Origin of the sequence: Corynebacterium glaucum, assembly GCF_002287505.1 — a bacterium.
Classification (GTDB): Bacteria; Actinomycetota; Actinomycetes; order Mycobacteriales; family Mycobacteriaceae; genus Corynebacterium; species Corynebacterium glaucum.
Map to the genome: position 1 here is coordinate 745403 of NZ_CP019688.1, position 17142 is coordinate 762544.

Annotated in this window: 24 protein-coding genes; 16 read left to right on the forward strand and 8 right to left on the reverse strand. The window is 62.4% G+C overall.

Translation table 11 applies throughout. The features are described from left to right. Positions 1-4 precede the first annotated feature (4 nt). The 5 genes from purN to CGLAU_RS03670 are packed head-to-tail and all read left to right on the forward strand — an operon-like array spanning position 5 to position 4482. On the forward strand, positions 5-574 hold the full coding sequence (purN, locus tag CGLAU_RS03650; protein WP_232507184.1) for a phosphoribosylglycinamide formyltransferase: 570 nt from the start codon (positions 5-7) through the stop codon (positions 572-574). Beyond that, on the forward strand, positions 575-2110 hold the full coding sequence (gene purH, locus CGLAU_RS03655; RefSeq protein WP_095659519.1) for a bifunctional phosphoribosylaminoimidazolecarboxamide formyltransferase/IMP cyclohydrolase: 1536 nt from the start codon (positions 575-577) through the stop codon (positions 2108-2110). Between the two features lie 19 nt (positions 2111-2129). Next, positions 2130-3023 (forward strand): serine hydrolase, encoded by an 894-nt coding sequence (locus CGLAU_RS03660; protein WP_095659520.1) that lies wholly within the window; start codon positions 2130-2132, stop codon positions 3021-3023. A 35-nt stretch (positions 3024-3058) separates the two neighbouring features. Next, the gene (locus CGLAU_RS03665) at positions 3059-3586 is read left to right on the forward strand and encodes a hypothetical protein (RefSeq protein ID WP_095659521.1); all 528 of its coding nucleotides are present in this window, start codon (positions 3059-3061) and stop codon (positions 3584-3586) included. A gap of 14 nt (positions 3587-3600) precedes the next feature. Further along, positions 3601-4482: a hypothetical protein gene (locus tag CGLAU_RS03670; protein ID WP_095659522.1), complete on the forward strand. Its 882-nt coding sequence runs from the start codon at positions 3601-3603 to the stop codon at positions 4480-4482. Here the strand turns inward: CGLAU_RS03670 and CGLAU_RS03675 are convergent. The 5 genes from CGLAU_RS03675 to rpmB all read right to left on the reverse strand — a co-directional run bounded on the left by CGLAU_RS03675 (position 4479) and on the right by rpmB (position 6267). Continuing rightward, on the reverse strand, positions 4479-5162 hold the full coding sequence (locus CGLAU_RS03675; RefSeq protein ID WP_095659523.1) for a TetR/AcrR family transcriptional regulator: 684 nt from the start codon (positions 5160-5162) through the stop codon (positions 4479-4481). The two genes, CGLAU_RS03670 and CGLAU_RS03675, sit on opposite strands and share 4 nt — an antisense overlap. A 131-nt stretch (positions 5163-5293) precedes the next feature. After that, on the reverse strand, positions 5294-5542 hold the full coding sequence (gene rpsR / locus CGLAU_RS03680) for a 30S ribosomal protein S18 (protein WP_095659524.1): 249 nt from the start codon (positions 5540-5542) through the stop codon (positions 5294-5296). Between the two features lie 15 nt (positions 5543-5557). Then, the gene (rpsN, locus tag CGLAU_RS03685; protein WP_066530427.1) at positions 5558-5863 is read right to left on the reverse strand and encodes a 30S ribosomal protein S14; all 306 of its coding nucleotides are present in this window, start codon (positions 5861-5863) and stop codon (positions 5558-5560) included. 3 nt (positions 5864-5866) lie between these two features. After that, complete coding sequence (rpmG, locus tag CGLAU_RS03690) at positions 5867-6031, reverse strand: 50S ribosomal protein L33 (protein ID WP_095659525.1); 165 nt, start codon at positions 6029-6031, stop codon at positions 5867-5869. Further along, positions 6031-6267: a 50S ribosomal protein L28 gene (gene rpmB, locus CGLAU_RS03695; RefSeq protein WP_095659526.1), complete on the reverse strand. Its 237-nt coding sequence runs from the start codon at positions 6265-6267 to the stop codon at positions 6031-6033. Before rpmB ends, rpmG begins: the two co-directional genes overlap by 1 nt. 313 nt (positions 6268-6580) lie before the next feature. Between rpmB and CGLAU_RS03700 the strand changes: the two genes are divergently transcribed. Further along, positions 6581-7039 carry a DUF418 domain-containing protein gene (locus CGLAU_RS03700; RefSeq protein WP_095659527.1) on the forward strand — a complete coding sequence of 153 codons (459 nt, stop codon included), beginning with the start codon at positions 6581-6583 and terminating at the stop codon, positions 7037-7039. A 34-nt stretch (positions 7040-7073) separates the two neighbouring features. On the opposite strand, the gene mscL is transcribed toward CGLAU_RS03700, so the two are convergent. After that, positions 7074-7505, reverse strand: a complete 432-nt coding sequence (gene mscL / locus CGLAU_RS03705) for a large-conductance mechanosensitive channel protein MscL (RefSeq protein ID WP_095659528.1) — start codon at positions 7503-7505, stop codon at positions 7074-7076. Positions 7506-7774: 269 nt separating this feature from the next. Here mscL and CGLAU_RS03710 point away from each other — a divergent pair, with 269 nt between their 5' ends. The 7 genes from CGLAU_RS03710 to CGLAU_RS03740 all read left to right on the forward strand — a co-directional run bounded on the left by CGLAU_RS03710 (position 7775) and on the right by CGLAU_RS03740 (position 12730). Beyond that, complete coding sequence (locus tag CGLAU_RS03710) at positions 7775-8044, forward strand: type B 50S ribosomal protein L31 (protein WP_095659529.1); 270 nt, start codon at positions 7775-7777, stop codon at positions 8042-8044. Positions 8045-8069: 25 nt separating this feature from the next. Further along, positions 8070-8243: a 50S ribosomal protein L32 gene (rpmF, locus tag CGLAU_RS03715; protein ID WP_095659530.1), complete on the forward strand. Its 174-nt coding sequence runs from the start codon at positions 8070-8072 to the stop codon at positions 8241-8243. A gap of 121 nt (positions 8244-8364) precedes the next feature. Further along, positions 8365-9063 (forward strand): response regulator transcription factor, encoded by a 699-nt coding sequence (locus tag CGLAU_RS03720; RefSeq protein WP_095659531.1) that lies wholly within the window; start codon positions 8365-8367, stop codon positions 9061-9063. Continuing rightward, a complete protein-coding gene (locus CGLAU_RS03725; RefSeq protein WP_095659532.1) occupies positions 9060-10586 on the forward strand; it encodes a sensor histidine kinase in 1527 nt (508 codons plus the stop codon). Before CGLAU_RS03720 ends, CGLAU_RS03725 begins: the two co-directional genes overlap by 4 nt. Positions 10587-10795: 209 nt before the next feature. Continuing rightward, positions 10796-11917 carry a S1C family serine protease gene (locus CGLAU_RS03730; RefSeq protein ID WP_198305071.1) on the forward strand — a complete coding sequence of 374 codons (1122 nt, stop codon included), beginning with the start codon at positions 10796-10798 and terminating at the stop codon, positions 11915-11917. 53 nt (positions 11918-11970) lie between these two features. Continuing rightward, positions 11971-12534 carry a MogA/MoaB family molybdenum cofactor biosynthesis protein gene (locus CGLAU_RS03735; protein WP_095659534.1) on the forward strand — a complete coding sequence of 188 codons (564 nt, stop codon included), beginning with the start codon at positions 11971-11973 and terminating at the stop codon, positions 12532-12534. A gap of 4 nt (positions 12535-12538) precedes the next feature. Then, positions 12539-12730 (forward strand): hypothetical protein, encoded by a 192-nt coding sequence (locus CGLAU_RS03740; protein ID WP_095659535.1) that lies wholly within the window; start codon positions 12539-12541, stop codon positions 12728-12730. Positions 12731-12735: 5 nt separating this feature from the next. Here CGLAU_RS03740 and CGLAU_RS03745 read toward each other — a convergent pair whose 3' ends face one another. Both CGLAU_RS03745 and CGLAU_RS03750 read right to left on the reverse strand, forming a co-directional pair. Further along, positions 12736-13308: an SAF domain-containing protein gene (locus CGLAU_RS03745; protein ID WP_232507185.1), complete on the reverse strand. Its 573-nt coding sequence runs from the start codon at positions 13306-13308 to the stop codon at positions 12736-12738. Between the two features lie 100 nt (positions 13309-13408). Further along, the gene (locus tag CGLAU_RS03750; RefSeq protein ID WP_157731254.1) at positions 13409-14008 is read right to left on the reverse strand and encodes a 5-formyltetrahydrofolate cyclo-ligase; all 600 of its coding nucleotides are present in this window, start codon (positions 14006-14008) and stop codon (positions 13409-13411) included. A gap of 64 nt (positions 14009-14072) precedes the next feature. Between CGLAU_RS03750 and CGLAU_RS03755 the strand changes: the two genes are divergently transcribed. The 3 genes from CGLAU_RS03755 to CGLAU_RS03765 are packed head-to-tail and all read left to right on the forward strand — an operon-like array spanning position 14073 to position 17021. Beyond that, positions 14073-15044 carry a UTP--glucose-1-phosphate uridylyltransferase gene (locus CGLAU_RS03755; RefSeq protein WP_095659538.1) on the forward strand — a complete coding sequence of 324 codons (972 nt, stop codon included), beginning with the start codon at positions 14073-14075 and terminating at the stop codon, positions 15042-15044. Positions 15045-15062: 18 nt separating this feature from the next. Then, complete coding sequence (glp, locus tag CGLAU_RS03760) at positions 15063-16352, forward strand: molybdotransferase-like divisome protein Glp (RefSeq protein ID WP_095659539.1); 1290 nt, start codon at positions 15063-15065, stop codon at positions 16350-16352. Between the two features lie 9 nt (positions 16353-16361). Then, the gene (locus tag CGLAU_RS03765; protein WP_095659540.1) at positions 16362-17021 is read left to right on the forward strand and encodes a GNAT family N-acetyltransferase; all 660 of its coding nucleotides are present in this window, start codon (positions 16362-16364) and stop codon (positions 17019-17021) included. Positions 17022-17142: the final 121 nt, after the last annotated feature.

Here is a 17142-nt window from a genome sequence, read left to right on the forward strand (position 1 = left end):
TGCTGTGACTACTTCGATCACCGTGCTGGTTTCTGGATCCGGCACGCTGTTGCAAGCGATTCTTGAGAACCAATCCGAGGCGTACCGCGTCGCACTCGTGGTCGCGGATAAACCGTGCCCGGCGCTCGAACGGGCCGAACGCGCCGGTGTGCCTACGCGCGTCGTTGCTTTGGGGGCAGACCGCGGCGCGTGGGACGAGAAACTCGCCCAGGCAGTCGCTGCTGGAAACCCGGACCTGGTGGTCTCCGCGGGGTTCATGCGGATCCTGGGGCAGGCGTTTCTGGACCGGTTCCAGGGCAAGACAGTGAACACGCATCCGTCGTTACTCCCGGCATTTCCCGGTGCGGACGCGGTCGGTGATGCGCTGGCTTATGGTGTAAAGGTCACTGGCTGCACCGTGCACTTCGTTGACGCGGGGGTAGATACGGGCGAGATCATTGCGCAACGTGCCATCCGCGTTGAAGACGGCGACACGAAGGACACACTTCACGAACGCATCAAGCAGGCTGAGCGCGAGCAAATTGTTGGGTTGCTCGCCTCGGCACGATTGGACAATGGAAAGGTGACCTTTTAAATGGGCATCGAGATCAAGCGCGCGCTTATCAGCGTGTACGACAAGACCGGGCTCGAGGAGCTCGCACGCACGCTGGGGGACGCGGGCGTTGAGATTGTCTCGACCGGATCGACCGCGAAGCGCATCGCTGATGCCGGGGTGAAGGTCACCGAGGTCGCAGAGCTCACTGGTTTCCCTGAGGTGCTCGATGGGCGCGTGAAAACGTTGCACCCGCGGGTTCACTCAGGCATCCTGGCCGACCTGCGCAAAGATGACCACGTCCGCCAGCTCGAGGAACTGGGCATCGAGGCGTTCCAGCTTGTCGTCGTGAATCTTTACCCGTTCCAGGAGACCGTGGCCTCCGGTGCCTCCTTCGACGAGTGTGTCGAGCAGATCGACATCGGCGGGCCATCCATGGTGCGAGCTGCAGCGAAGAATCACCCCTCCGTCGCAGTGGTCGTCAACCCGGAGCGCTACGCGGATGTGATCGCAGCGGTACAGAATGGCGGGTTCGACGAAGAGCAGCGTCGGGAGCTAGCGGCCGCGGCATTCGAACACACCGCGCACTACGACGCCGCGGTGTCCGCCTGGTTCAACGAGCAGTTGGGGCGCACAGGAGCCACAAGCGGGGAGACGACCAGCCTGCGCTACGGGGAGAACCCCCACCAGTCGGCCCGACTCGTGTCGTTTGGCACCGGTCTGGCCGCTGCGACCCAGCACGGCGGCAAGGAAATGAGCTACAACAACTACCAGGATGCCGACGCAGCGTGGCGCGCTGCCTGGGACCATGAGCGGGCATGCGTGGCCATTATCAAACACGCCAACCCCTGCGGCCTAGCCGTGTCCGACACCTCAATCGCCGACGCGCACAAGAAGGCCCACGCGTGCGACCCGGTATCCGCTTACGGGGGCGTGATCGCCTGCAATCGCGAGGTGACCCTCGAGCTGGCGGAGCAAATCGCGCCGATCTTTACCGAGGTCATCATCGCGCCGGGCTACGAGCCGGCGGCTTTGGAAAAGCTGCAGGAGAAAAAGAATCTGCGCATCCTGACTGCGGAGAAACCCGAGCGCGACGGTGAAGAGCACAAGCAGATCTCGGGTGGCTACCTGATCCAGGACCGCGACATCTACCAGGCGGAGGGCGACAACGCCGAGAACTGGACGCTCGCTGCGGGCGACGCAGTCGACGCGGAGACATTGGCCGATCTCGAGTTCGCGTGGCGCTCGGTGCGCTGCGTGAAGTCCAACGCTATCCTCATCGCCGCCGACGGAGCGTCAGTGGGCATCGGCATGGGCCAAGTCAACCGCGTCGACTCCGCGAAACTGGCAGTGGACCGCGCGAACACGCTTGACGACGGCAAGAACCGCACCAACGGCGCTGTCGCCGCTTCGGACGCGTTCTTCCCCTTCGCTGACGGTTTCCAAATTCTCGCTGATTCCGGTGTGAAGGCTGTCGTGCAGCCGGGTGGCTCGATCCGCGACGAAGAGGTCATCGCCGCGGCCGAGGAAGCCGGCGTGACTATGTACCTCACCGGCACCCGTCACTTCGCCCACTAAGGGTTTAAAGAGCAAGCCCATGTCTTCCCGCATAGCTGCCGCGCTGCTCGCCGCTGGCCTGGTGTGGCCGGCGATGCCCGCGTTGTACGACGTCCCAGTGCTCGGCCCTGCAATCGCGCAGGCCTACTACCAGCTGCCCAAGGAGATCCAGGGGCGCATCTCGCCCAACGTCCGCGCGCAGATTCTGCCTCCGGCGCTACCAGAACCCAACGCGGCAGGTCCGTCTTATCCTGGTGGCAACGATCACCGCGCGAACCAAGCGGTCCTGGATCAGTTGGTTGCCGAGGTGGGCGCGCGCCACTCGGGCAGCGTCGCGATCTCGGTCGCTGGCGTGCACGGGCAGTACACCGCTGGCGATGACCGGCCGGTGCTTGCATTTTCGACGATGAAGGTGCCGTTGGCGATTGTGGCACTGCGCCAGGATGCGGGTCTCTACCCGGACGCGGAAGCAGCGGTGACGCGCTCCGACAACGAGGCAACATGGCGGATGGAGGAGGTTGTTCCTGCCACCGCGGTTGCCGATGTCATCGCGCAGGCAGGCTCACGCACGACCAACTCGGCCGGATGGCGGATGGGCACGCAGTGGACAACCTCAGACCAGGCACAGTTCGCTTCCGGCCTGCGCTGCGTTGAAGGGCATGAGCCCGTGCTGGACATGATGGGCCGGATCGTGCCTGAGCAGCGCTGGGGTCTTGGGCGCATTGAGGGGGCACGGTTCAAGGGCGGTTGGAATTTCCACGAAGACGGCCACGTTGCTCGCCAATTCGGGTTGATTCCAGGGCCGAATGGAGACGTTGCAGTTGCGATCACGGCGTATAGCCCGGACGGGTACGTGGGCAGCTACCGCATGCTCGATGAGCTTGCCGACGGACTGGCGAAGCTCACTCCACAATTGCCCACGTCGCGCTGCTGAGCGCAGTAGCTGGGGCAGTGCGTTAAGGTGCGAGCATGACACACCCCTACGGCGAAAGTAGCTGGGACCAGTCGCCCAGCTACCCCAGCGGCGATGACGCCTTCTTCGGCCCGGCTTACTACGAGGAGGAGAAAGGCGGCACCAACGCGTGGCTTGTGGCGACTCTCGTGCTGCTGCTCGCCGCGCTTGTCGGCCTGCTGATCTACTTCTTCGGCAGTGGGTTTTTCGGATCCTCGAAGGGTGAGATCGAAGAGCCAACGTACGCACCGTCTACTGACAGTCCCACGACTTCGGCAAGCCCTGGGCCGGAGACGGTGACCACCACAGAGAAACCCCCGGTACGTGATTACTCTAACTTCGCACCCGACACTGATGTCACGTCGCAACAGTTTGCCGCAGAGGTATTCAAGGCGTTCCAGGAGGTTTCCCAGCGAGAAGGTCGGACAGATGTGAGCGTGTCCGCGTACAGTCCGGTGACCGGTGATAGCTACGCCATGACGTGCGGCGGTGACAAGGTTGTGTACTGCTCCGGCGGCAACAACGCCCGGGTGAAGATTTGGTAGGTCGACTCCACACTGTGGCCGCTGGATTTGGCCTTGCGGGAGTACTGATCTTTGCTCGCGGCTGCACGCTGCCGTTACGCGTCGAGGACCTCCCTGGGCCAGCTACTGCAACCACGCAGTCGCAATCTTCTGCTTCCGTGAACGTGACGGCGACCCCAGACACGGCGCAGCCGCAGGGTGGGGAAGAGGCCGGCGCACTTGCTGCGCTTGAATCCGTGATCGCAGACGTTGAGTTAACGTTTGGCGGGAAACTCGGCATCGCGACCGCCAGTTCACAGGGTGCGATCGCAGCAGGCTTCCAAGACGCGAGCCCGGCATGGTCCACCGTCAAGGTGCCGATAGCTATTGCCGCGCTGCGCACGCAACCACATCAGCTTGTCGACGCCGAACTGGCGATCACGGTCTCCGACAACGAAGCAGCGGAGCGCTTGTTCGCGGCCAGCGGAGCTGAGGCCGTGAACACGGTGCTCAAAGAAGCCGGGGTGGGCACCCCAGTCAATGACGTTGTGCTGCGTCCCGGTTTCAGCTCTTTCGGCCAGACGGCGCTCAGTGTTTCGGATGAGGCTGTGCTGGCAAGTAACCTCGCTTGCCTCGAAGGCGCGGACCCGGTGTTGGAGATGATGGGGCGCGTTGACCCGAGCCAGTCGTACGGGCTTGGGGCCATCGAGGGAGCACGCTTCAAAGGCGGGTGGGGGCCGGACGAAGCGGGTAGCTACCAGGTTTGCCAGTTTGGACTCGTACCGCGTAACGACGGCGCCTTCGCCCCGGTGGCCCTCAGTGCTTTCCCCCCCGGACGGAGCGTACGCGACTGGCCAGGCGATGCTCACACACGCTGCAATCACACTTGCGACGCAAGCGCAGTCCCTTCCCGTCGCAGAGTGCTGGTCGTGAACTAGCTCGTCGGCATTTCCGCGCTCACCCGGGAAACCAGTTCCAGTGTCCGTTCACCGCGTCGCTGTGGAATGTCGGCGTGAAGCACGTCGAGCACCGCATCAGCAATGGTGACCGACGGCGCGGGCAGTGCGTCGTCGACAAGCGGATAGGGCGCAATGCCAGTGTTATCGCGCATCTCGATGGCCGCGAGCGTCATATGGAACGGCAGCTCGATGCGGGGATCGTCTTCACCGACGATCTGTGCGGCAAGGTCGCGGTAAATGCCCTCGAGCTGGGCGCGGGCCGCATGGTACTCGGCGAACTCATCGTTGGTGAGCACCGGGAGCTGATAAAGCCTCCCGATGTTCCAGTTCGAGCTGAGCAAGATACGGGTCTCGGCCGCGACGAGCGCCCAGAGTTTGAGCGCCGGCGACTCGTCCGACTCTGCAAGATCGGACGCGAGATCCAACGCGGGCTGAATCGTGCTCATCAGCAACGTCATGAAGATGTCGTTCTTTGAAGGGAAGTGGTAGTACAGCGAAGCTTGTCGCATGCCGACGGCTTCCGCGATCTGGTGGGTCGAAGTAGTCGCAAAACCGTGGCGGGTGAACAGCTCGGACGAGGCGTCAAGGATCTCCTCGCGGGCGGTGCTACCGCGCCGTCGGGGACTCTGCTTGCGCGGGCGGCCGACCGTTCCTGCCATATGCGCCTCATCTCCATTCGTGGCTTCAAGATCGAACGACAACTCTAGACACGAAAACACCCGTCCTCAACCCTGGCGAAACAGGGGAGAACGGGTGGATCGAAGATGCTTACGCTGTTGTCAACCGATTCTTAGCGGCTGGTGAACGGCAGAAGAGCCATCTCGCGCGCGTTCTTCACGGCGGTGGCCACCTGACGCTGCTGCTGCGGGGTCAGGCCGGTCACGCGACGGGAACGGATCTTGTGACGGTCAGAGATGAACAGTCGCAGGGTCTCGATGTCTTTGTAATCGACGGTCTCGATGCCCTTTGCCTTCAGCGGGTTCTTCTTCGGGCGGCGGGACTGCTCCATGCGCGGCTTACGCTGGTTGTTGCGCTTCATTGGTAGTTGTCCTCCTTACCACGAAGACTTACGGACGCCAGGCAGCTCACCACGGTGAGCCATCTCGCGCATACGGACACGGGAAACACCGAACTTGCGGAGGTAGCCGCGGGGGCGGCCGTCACGCGAGTCACGGTTGCGCACGCGCACCGGGGAGGCGTCGCGCGGCTGACGGTTGAGCTCAAACTGAGCGTCGAGACGATCCTCGTCGGAAGTCTCCGGGTTGCGGATGATCGCCTTCAGCTCGTTACGGCGTTCTGCGTAGCGAGCGACGATCTCCTTGCGCTGTTCATTCTTCGCAATCTTGGACTTTTTCGCCATGGATTATCGCTCCTCGCGGAATTCGACGTGCTTGCGCACAATCGGGTCGTACTTCTTCAGCGAAATACGGTCCGGGTTGTTGCGCTTGTTCTTGCGGGTGACGTAGGTGAAGCCCGTGCCAGCGGTGGACTTGAGCTTGATGATCGGGCGGATATCGTTACGTGCCATTAGATCTTCTCACCTCGTGCGCGGATCTGTGCCACGACGGACTCGATGCCGTCGCGGTCGATGATCTTGAGACCCTTCGTGGAAACGTTCAGGGTAATCGTGCGGCCCTCGGAGGGCAGGTAGAACTTCCGCTTCTGCACGTTGGGGTTCCAACGGCGCGAGTGGCGGCGGTGCGAGTGGGACACGGTTTTGCCGAACGACGGCTGCTTCCCCGTGACCTGGCAATGTGCCGACATTGGTTACTTCCTTTACTTCTGCCGCCCACGCACTGATCACGTTGTGAGGAGGGCACCGAAAGGATGCATTGGAAAACGCATCGGTGCAGGTGTAATCGGTTGACGCAGGCGTTTACGTGTTCTTCGACAACAGCGAGTGACAACCTTACAGCTTTGCCGCGCGGATTCCTAATCGCTGATCGCGTTCCGCAATGCCCGCCCACGAGCATTTTCCACCGCACCGGTGCAGATGGTTCCCGTGCAGCGCAGGGTGATGGAAGACTGGCGCTCATGCTGCAAGGAGATCCTCGGCGGAATCCTGCTTTAGCTGCTCATGGTCATGATGGGTGTCGGCATCTTCACCCTCGCCGCGCGCCTCTACCGCGCCGGCTTGTTCCAGCCAGAGCAGGTTGCTTTACGACGCAAGATTGCACGGGTCGGTCTCGGCATCGGGCTTCCACTTGATTGGGGGTTGCGGCTTTTCGCAAGCGGGTCCTCCGGTGTCTTCACCCGGTACCTCAGCTCCACCATTGTTGCTTTTGGGGTCCTGGCGTTGATTGCTGGTTTCTACGTGAAACGCAACAACCGCCTCGGCGCTGCGGGCAGCGCCTTGGCGGCTGTGGGCAGGATGGCTGTGACGTGCTACATCCTGCAGAATCTATTGGCATCAATCGTGTTTTACGACTTCGGCCTTGGCGCGGCCCGGGTCACTGACGGTGAGTTGCAATGGTTGAGGGTCACGCTGATCTACATCGGCCTCTGTGCGGTGCTTATCGGGCTCAGTGTGTTCTAGCTACGAAAGTTTCCGCGGGGGCCGGTGGAGACCGTTATGCATTGGGTGTACGAGTCGCCTGGCCGGGCTGGCCAGGCTGGCCGGCGAGCAGGTCACGGATCTCAGTGAGCAGCTCGGTCTCGGTCGGGTCCTCAACCTCCGGGTCGATGCCCTTGCGGCGCTTCTGTGCCTCGTCAAGCTTGTTCATCGGCGCAACGATGATGAAGTAGACAACTGCGGCGATGAGCAGGAAGTTGATGAAGGCGGTGATCAGTGCGCCGAAGTCGATGAAGGTGGCCTCATTGCCAGGAAGGACGTGGATGCCTAAGGGGGAGAAGTCTGCGCCGCCGACCGCGGAGATCAGCGGGTTGATGATGTTGTCCGAGAACGCGGTGACAACGGCGGTGAATGCCGAACCGATGACGACACCGACAGCCAAATCGATGACGTTGCCGCGCATGATGAAATCTTTGAATCCTTGAAGCATGTGCTCTCCTAAATACAGGCCTAGTTGACGTGGATCGGGTGAAGAACTTATCTGACGCGCGGATTAAGTGCGAAACCAAAGCGGTTTACCGGAGTGTCGCGGGTGGACAAAGGTGGACGGGGGACTCGTCGATAAGCGAACCGCCCAATTATGAGAATGGGCGCCTGAGCTGTAAGCTTTTGCGAGTCCAATTTCGCACCCAACTCAGGCACGGCCGTACGCCTACGGAATCGACCTGATGTTCAACCCTGAGGGAGACGAATCCAACAATGAGGAATGACATTCACCCGGATTACCACCCGGTGATCTTCCAGGACGCAAACACGGGGCACAAGTTCCTGACGCGTTCCACCCTGACCTCCGACCGCACTGACCAGTGGGAAGACGGCAACGAGTACCCGCTCGTCGTCGTTGACGTGACTTCCGAGTCGCACCCGTTCTGGACCGGCGCCCAGCGTCTCATGGACACTGCTGGCCGCGTGGAGAAGTTCAACCAGCGTTTCGGTGGCATGGCTCGCCGCAAGAAGAAGTCCAACTAAGCGCACCCTGTAAGGAGGTACAACGATGGCAACCCCGAAGTTTCGTAAGTCCCGTGCAAACACCCGCATGCGTCGTTCGCAGTGGAAGGCTGACAATCCGGAGCTGACGACCGTCAAGATTGACGGCCAGGAAGTGCGCATCCCGCGCCGGTTGGTCAAGGCGGCAAAGGCTGGCCTGATCGATGTCGAGCAGTTCTAAACTGAACTCGGCGCGCCGGATCTCCCAACGCGTTTGGTAGGTCCGGTTTTTTCTGGTCAATTTACGGCTCAATTGGGTAATCAAGCGCAATTTGAGTTTGCTATACGTTAAGATTTATCACATGAAAATTTTGGTTGTGGATGACGAGCAAGCCGTCCGCGAATCACTGAAGCGGTCGTTGCGGTTCAACGGCTACGATGTGTTACTCGCGGAGGACGGCGAGGAAGCTCTTCAATTAATCCGTGAGCAGCGCCCGGATCTGACGATTCTTGATGTGATGATGCCGAAGCTCGATGGCCTCGGCGTGTGTCGAGTGCTGCGTGAGGAAGGGGATCACACCCCGATCCTGATGCTCACCGCGCGCGATGATGTTGCGGATCGAGTGGCCGGTTTGGATGCCGGTGCCGACGACTACCTACCGAAGCCGTTCGCGCTCGAGGAGTTGCTCGCCCGCGTTCGCTCACTGCTGCGTCGCACCCGGGAGACCCCAACGTCGGAGGAGACCATTGAACGTGCGGCGCTAACGTTCGGGGATTTGACGATGAATCCGGAGACCCGCGAGGTCACCCGCGCTGGCCGCCAGATCACGTTGACCCGAACCGAGTTCGCACTGCTGCTTCTTTTGATGAACAACGCACGCCGCGTGCTTACCCGGCAGCAGATCCTCGAGGAGGTCTGGGGCTACGACTTCCCGACGTCTGGCAACGCACTCGAGGTCTACATCGGCTACCTGCGGCGCAAGACCGAGGCCGAAGGTGAGTCAAGGCTGATCCACACCGTGCGCGGTGTTGGTTACGTCCTGCGGGAGAACGCTCCGTGATCCTCCGACAGTCCGCAGAAAACTACACCCGCGACAAACACGCGAGGCTAGACAATAGTAGTGACAACGCGGACGCTGAGTTCCACCCGGCGAGTTTCTTTGGGCTGGGACTGACCACCCGCCAGCAGTTAGCGTTCTTGGCGGGTGCAATGGTGGTGGTCACCGTGTTGCTGACCTTTACGGTGGGCACGTGGGCGGTTTCGTCTGCGCGCTTGAGCAGGTTGGATAGCGAGCTGAGCTCCAAAGCGTTTGTGGAGATGACTGAGCTGCGCGAGGACGGATTGGCCGACCCGGACGCGATCCGCCAAGAAGTGTGGCGGTTCAAGACCCATAACCCCTTCGTGCGCATTGCGGTTTCGCCCGCAGGGTCCGAGGGTTTCTACGGCGATCCGGTCCCGGTCGGTGGGGAGTTCGCGCCGCTGTCAAACGGCGACGAGCTGTCCACCCGCACCTTGGGTTCGGAGCGCGTAGTGGTGCGTCGTTCACAAGAAGGCGAGTACGTCGCGCTTTCCCAGATGATCGATCCTTATGGTCAGTTGGTGGGCAGCCTCGGGGCGGGATTGCTCATCATTTCCGGGCTTGGGGCGCTGTTGGCGTGGGGATTGGGCAACCTCGTCGTTGCCGCAGGCCTGCGACCCCTCCAACGCCTCCAGCGAGCGGCCGAGGGGGTCACGCGCACGGGAAAGCTGCGCATGCTGCCAGTCGATGGGGACGACGAATGGGCGCAGGTCAGCGCGTCGTACAACGACATGCTGCGCACCATTCAAGATTCCCGCACACGTCAGGCGCAGCTGGTTGCCGATGCCGGCCACGAACTGAAAACGCCACTTACCTCGATGCGCACCAACATCGAATTGCTGAACATGCTGTACTCCTCGGGGCGCCAGGACCAGATCTCGCAAGAAGATCTGGCTGACCTGCAGCACGACGTGATTGCCCAAATGGAAGAAATGTCTTCTCTGATCACGGACCTTGTCGATCTGGCGAGGGAAGACGCGCCTGGCACTGTGTCGGAAGAGTTCCGCTTGGATGAGGTCATCGAGGAAGCCCTGGAGCGTGGCCGGCGCCGCCGTCCTGACGTGCAGTTCCGATACCGCGCCGACCCGTGGATCATGCGAGGAGATCGTGCGGCCATGGTGCGTGCCCCGCTCAACATCATCGATAACGCGTTGAAGTGGTCGCCGCCAGGTGGCACTGTGCGCATTTCGCTGCGTGCCGCGACGCGGCGCGCAGTGCTCATCGTCGATGATTCCGGCCCGGGTATCCCGCCGGAGGAGCGCGACAAAGTGTTCCAGCGCTTCTACCGCGCGACGGAAACCCGCTCGACGCCGGGTTCTGGTCTGGGTCTTGCAATTACCCACCAGGTCCTCGAACGCCACAAGGCAAAGGTCTTCGTAGAAGAATCCGACGACGGTGGCGCACGCTTCCGCGTTGTCTTCCCCGGCCGCGTCCCGTCCGATCTGGAGCTGGCCGGAGGGGTTGACTCCGCTGCTGAGGTGCCGGACGCAAGCGTAGACCTGTAACGCTTCCCGCCATCAAGCTCTTTCACAGCCGGTGCCCAGGGTGCGGCTGGAGAATCTTTGGCAGGAAAGTTTTTCTTCGTTAGTGCAGTCACAGACGCATCGGGCATCATGGTGGGGTGAGTAACGCATATCCACCTCAGGGCCCGTACGAGCCAAACCAGAACTCCTCCTACGAGCCATCTACCTCGAACGCTGGTGTACAACCAGCGTTGAACGAACCTCAGTCAAATCCTGCCTCGCAGCCGAAGCGACGCTCTGGCGTCGGTGCGGCGATTGCGGTGGCAACAGTGACCTCGCTCCTCGTTGGCGGAGGCGCGGGCTATCTCGCGGGTTCCAACGCTACCCCGGAGCCGCGCGATTTCCAGAACAGCTTGAACCAGCCGGTGACCGACTTGGTGGAAGAAGCTCCAGACGGCTCCGTCGAAAAGGTCGCTGCCGCGGTGTTGCCGGCGGTTGTCTCCATCGAGGTGATCGGTCAGCGTTCCGCAGCTGAGGGGTCCGGCTCCATCGTCTCTTCTGACGGGTACGTGCTGACGAACCACCACGTCATCGAGTCTGCTGCGGACAACCACGGCGAAATCACCGTCACCTTGAATGACGGTTCCCGGCACCCAGCGACCTATGTCGCATCCGATGTGAATACTGACATCGGCGTTATCAAGATTGACGGCGTGGAAAACCTGCCGACTTTGGAGTTCGGCAATTCGAATGACCTCAGAGTGGGCCAGCAGGTCGTCGCTATCGGCTCGCCCCTTGGGCTTTCCGCAACCGTGACAAGCGGCATCGTTTCCGCCCTCAACCGTCCCGTTCGTGCGGGCCAGGGTGGGGGAGAGAGCTCGCTTATGGACGGCATCCAGACGGACGCAGCGATTAACCCCGGTAACTCGGGCGGCCCATTGGTCGACATGCAAGGTCGTCTCGTAGGCATGAACTCGGTCATCGCGTCGTTGTCGTCGGGTGGTCCAGGTGGACAGGGCGGAGGCTCGATCGGTCTCGGCTTTGCGATTCCGTCGAACTTCGCCCAGCGAGTCGCCAACCAGCTCATCGAATCCGGCGAGGCGAAGCAACCGATGCTGGGTGTGCAGGTCAATGTGATGGGAGACGCATCAGAAGGTGCCGTCATCGCCGACGTGCAACCGGGAAGCCCCGCGGAGCAGGCCGGGCTGAAACAAGGCGAAACGATTATCCGGCTGAATGACCGCCCGATCGAGTCCGCAGACGCATTGATCGCGGCAACGCGTTCGCGCGATTTCGGCGAGACGGTGACCCTCGAGGTGCGCGGTACCGACGGCGAACTCAGAACGGTAGAGGTGACGTTAAGTTCCGAGTAAAGTGCGATGCGTAGCTTCGTCAGATGAGCAGCAGAGGTAAAGGTGGAAAATCTATGACTACCGCGCAAGACTCGCTGGATTTCTTAGAACCGGATGAGGAGTTTCTCCGCGCCGCGGAACTTGAAACTGGCTCTCGGCCTGCACCCTGCGCGCTTGTGGTCTTAGTCGGCGACCGGCGCTTCGACAGCCCCGACGACAACACGCACTCGATGGTCGCTGAATTATTAACCGAAATCGGCCTCGAGGTTGATGCCGTTGTGCACACGAAGTCGAAGAAGTCGGAGATCCGCAAAGCGATTGAGACCGGTGTTGTCGGCGGCGTTGATCTGGTGTTGACAATCGGTGGCACTGGTGTTGGCCCGCGCGACAAGACACCAGAAGCGACGCGCGCCGTGATTGACAAAATGGTGCCCGGGGTCAGTCAGGCCATCCGCTCCTCCGGTCAGGCCTGCGGTGCGGTCGATGCCTGCACCTCGCGTGGGATCTGCGGCGTTTCGGGTTCTACCGTTGTGGTGAACCTCGCGCCGAGCCGCCAGGCGATCCGCGACGGCATCGCAACCATCGGTCCGCTGATCTCGCACCTGATCAGTGAACTCGACGAACACAGCGTCAGCTAAACGGATGGCTCGAGCACGCCGCCGCGCCAAGCGGACCGCGGATGTGGACTACGACCGCACGGCTGACGTGCCCCTGCAGTCAGCCGATACAACGTCTGACGACGAGCGCGTCGTCGAACTTGATGACAACGCGCCCGAGCTGCTGAGCGACCGGGAATTCTACGAGCACGAACGCCCACCCCACCACGGTGAATAACCCAGCTACCGCGCCGACTTCAACTGCGGAATCGCGGAGTACCCGCCGCCGCTGAGCACCACCGTAAGCGGGTCGACCAACGATGCGGCAGCAACGGCCGCAGCATGCGTCTTTCGCAGCAGCACCAATACCGTGCCTTCCTCTCCCACGGTGACGATCCGCCCACCCTCAGCGATCACTGCGGGGCCGTGGCCAATCACATCGACCCGTGCGCCGTGGTGCAGCATGGGCACGATGTCCGGCTCCGCGAGCGGCAACGGCACCATGGTGAAGTCCTCGCCGGGCGGCTCCTCGGCAACTAGCTGCGCAATCAGATCGGGGCCAACAAGCCGGGTGGTGGTGACCACCTCACCAGCCGATGCACCGGCAGCGAGGATCTGGCCTGTCGCCAACTCGCTTTCTTGAATCGCGTTCGCGGGCACCACGTTGCTGGGAAGGCGAGTGGTTGTCAGATCCTCTTCGGTGAGCACCGCCCCGGCTGCCACGGGCCGGGCAAAGATGAGCACTGAAGGGTCAGCCCGGTGGGCGTCGATAAGCATGCTCAGCCCCGCAACCACCACGAGCACGAGGGCGAGCACCCGCCGTATGACTGTGCTTCGGTGATGTCCGGGGTGCAGGAGGGCGTCAAAACGAGCGAGGTTCATAGGGATTAGACGCGCGCCGAGCCGCCGCCGTTCCCTAGAGCGGGAAGAACCCCGAGGGGGTGATCACCGCATCGACGGGCGCGTCATGCGCTTCGTGCGGCACGGCAGCGACAAACTCTGTGTCATATACCACCGCGGCCACGGGCACATCCAGCCCCACCAACGCTCGGTCGTAGTAGCCTGCGCCTTTGCCAAGTCGCAGGCCATGCTTATCGACGGCCATTGCCGGCGCGATCACCAGCGCGCACGCGCGCAGCACATTCGAGTTGAAGCGGGGCCCTTGCGGCTCGGTGATGCCGAGCGCGCCTTGGCGCTCGGCCTGCCCGTCTTGGGGTGTCGAGGCCCACGCGAGGACCCCTTCTGCCAGCGAAATCGGCAACCAAACGCTTTGAGCGTGGGCGTTGAGGCAGGCCGCGTAGTCCGCGGGGCCCGGCTCGGAAGGCAGGGGGTTATACGCTGCGATCGGCTGGTTCAAAGCGCCGAAGTGCGTCATTGCGGCGATGGAATACGTCACAATTTCGGCGTCCAGCTGAGCCTTGCGCTCGGGCATGCGTTTCAGGGAGCTTCTGCCCTCGGCGACCTCGCGTCGGAGCTGGTCTTTTTCGGTTCCTGGTTTGCTCCGTTGTATGGCCACCGGTATACCTTTCTGGTCGGGTCGGAAAGCGGAGAAGCCTCAATCACGGGTAGACTCCATGCCCATGCGGAATTCTAAAGAGGAGTCTCAGCAGGCGGCGCATGGCGGTGTGCGGACGGTGGTCGTACCCGCGGCAGGAATGGGTACTCGGTTCTTGCCGGCAACCAAGACGGTTCCGAAGGAACTGCTTCCAGTTGTGGACACTCCGGGCATTGAGCTGATCGCGGAAGAGGCTGCTGATTTGGGGGCGGAGCGCCTGGTCATCGTGGTAGCTCCACAGAAGCAGGAAATCATGGACCACTTCGGTGAGTTCAATGTGCTGCAAGAGCGGCTACTCAACCGCGGTAAGGAGGAACAGGCGGAGAAAGTCAGCCGCGCCAACGAACTGATTGACGCTGTCGCGGTGACCCAGGAGTCGCCGCTTGGTTTGGGCCATGCGGTTGGCTGTGCTGAGCCTGCACTTGACGCCGAGGAAGACGCCGTGGCCGTCATGCTGCCAGACGATTTGGTGCTGCCAATCGGTGTGATGGACAAGATGGTGCGCGTGCGCGAGGAGTTCGGCGGCTCCGTGCTGTGCGCATTCAACGTCACCCCGGATGAGGTGTACAACTACGGCGTGTTCGACGTCGAAGACGCTGAGCGCGATATTGAGGGCGTTGAGGTGAAAAAGGTCCGCGGCATGGTGGAAAAGCCTGCCAAGGAAGAAGCGCCGTCCACCCTCGTCGCAACCGGTCGCTACCTGCTGGACCGCGCGGTCTTTGACGCCCTGGGGCGCATCGAGCCGGGCAAGGGCGGCGAGTTGCAGCTCACTGACGCTATCGAGCTGATGATCCAGGAGGGGCATCCAGTGCACGTGGTGGTGCACCGCGGCAAGCGCCACGACCTGGGTAACCCTGGTGGTTACATCCCGGCAAACGTCGACTTCGGCCTTCGTGATGAGAAGTACGGACCTGCCCTCTACCCGGCACTCAAGGAAATCCTCGCTGAATTTGAGGCGGAGCACCCGGAGGTGCTCGAGCGGGGGCAGCAGGGTTAAGCGAGAAACCACGACCCAATGCGCAGCGTTGACGAGCAGCTTGAGATAGTGATCGATGCGGCGGTGACACCGGAACCGGTCCGCGTCGGGATTTCTGATGCGCTCGGACTGATGTGTGCCGAGGAGATCGCCGCGACAAAGTCGCTTCCTGGTTTCCACCAAGCTGCTGTCGACGGGTACGCGGTGCGTGCCGTGGATGTCGGCGGTTCCGCAGGGTTGCGCCGGCCGGAGCCGCGCGACGACGAGGGCGGTGCTGAAACCCCTTCGGCCTCGCGGGACCACACTCTGCCGGTGGTAGGCGAGGTAGCCGCAGGTTCGCAAAAGCCGCTCCGCCTCCAACCGAAGCAGGCAGTTCGCGTGGCCACCGGCGCGCCGCTGCCTACGTTGGCCGATGCTGTGCTGCCACTTGAGTGGTCGGACCGCGGGCGCAAACGCATGACGCCGACGCGTCCAGTTGGCTCCGGTGACTTCGTTCGCCGTCCGGGGGATGACATTCAGCCCGGAGACATCGCAGTGCGTCAAGGGGCTGTGCTCGGCCCCGCACAGATCGGCCTCGTCGCCGCCACCGGGCGGGACAAAGTGCTGGTCTACCCGCGCCCGCGCGTGACGGTCATGAGCTACGGGCTCGAACTTGTCGACGTCGAACGTGACCCCGGATTGGGCCAGGTCTACGACGTAGCTTCCTACGTGGTAGCGGCAGTCGCCGAAGAAGCCGGTGCCGATGTCAACCGCGTGGGCATCATCAACGCGGAACCGCGCCGCCTCGCTGAGGTGATCGCTGGCCACGTTTCGCGCAGCGAACTGGTCATCATTACCGGCGCGGTGGGCGGCTCAGGTTCGGACGCCGTGCAGGATGTGCTCCGCGAACTCGGTGAGGTGGATACCACGCGAGTGGCTATGCACCCCGGCTCCGTCCAAGGGTTCGGACTCTTGGGCGACGAGCGCATCCCGGCCTTTTTGCTGCCGTCGAACGCGGTTTCGGCGTTGATCATCGCAGAAACGATTATCCGTCCAGTGATCCGCGAGTCGCTGGGGAAGAAGGCGACCGGTCGACGCGCGGTGCGCGCACGTTCGCTGCGGGCGATTGACTCCATCGGCGGGCGCCGCGGGTACGTCCGAGCTCGCCTCATGCGCGACGCTGACACCGGGGACTACCTGGTAGAAAGCCTCGGCGGGGTAGGCGGGGCACCGGCGCACCTGCTCGCAGGTTTCGCCGAAGCCAACGCGATGATTCGACTGCCTGAAGGCGTGACTCAGGTGCGTCCGGGCGAGATCGTCGATGTCGAGTTCTTACAACAACGGTCATAGCGTGCGTTAATGCTCGACCGTTTCATCGCTCCTTTCCGCGCACCGACTCCAGGCTGGCCCGAAACCACGCCAGCGGTGCGCATTCGCGACGGTGCCAGCGTGCAGCTGCGGCCGCTGGCAAGCTCCGACGGCGAAGCCTGGAGCCACATGCGCCTGCATGATGAATCGTGGCTCAAACCCGTCGAGCCCACCACACACGGCACCTGGTGGGAGGCGCACTCCCACGCCTCCTGGCGCAACAACTGGCTGAACCTTCGGCGTCTGGCCTACGACGGCACAGTGGTGCCCATGGTCATCGAGGTGAACCGTGAGTTCGCCGGTCAGGTCACGTTGGGCAACATTCAGCACGGGGCCGTGGGGGAGTGCTGGATCGGCTACTGGGTGTTTTCGCCGTACATGGGCCGCGGCGTCGCAACTGCAGCCTGTGCTCTCGGCACCGACCACGCCATCCACCGCGTTGGCATGCACCGCGTCACCGCGACGTACCTGCCCTATAACCCAGCATCGGGCCGAGTGCTTCGATCCTGCGGATACCGGGAGGAAGGGTTCATGCGCCGCAACCTCCATATCAACGGTGAATGGCGTGACCACCACTTCGTCGCTCTTAATGCCGAGGATTACCCGACGACGGCGGTGGAGCGTCTCGCCGCCGCGGGCCGGATCCGCTAAAGCACGCATTATTCAGGCAATTCATGGGTTGTTAACCGGCGCGCCGGGTTCGTTGCCAAGCATGGCCCCGTTAGCGTTGGGCACAACTTTGATGAACTTTGTCGAGGAAAGGTGGCACGTC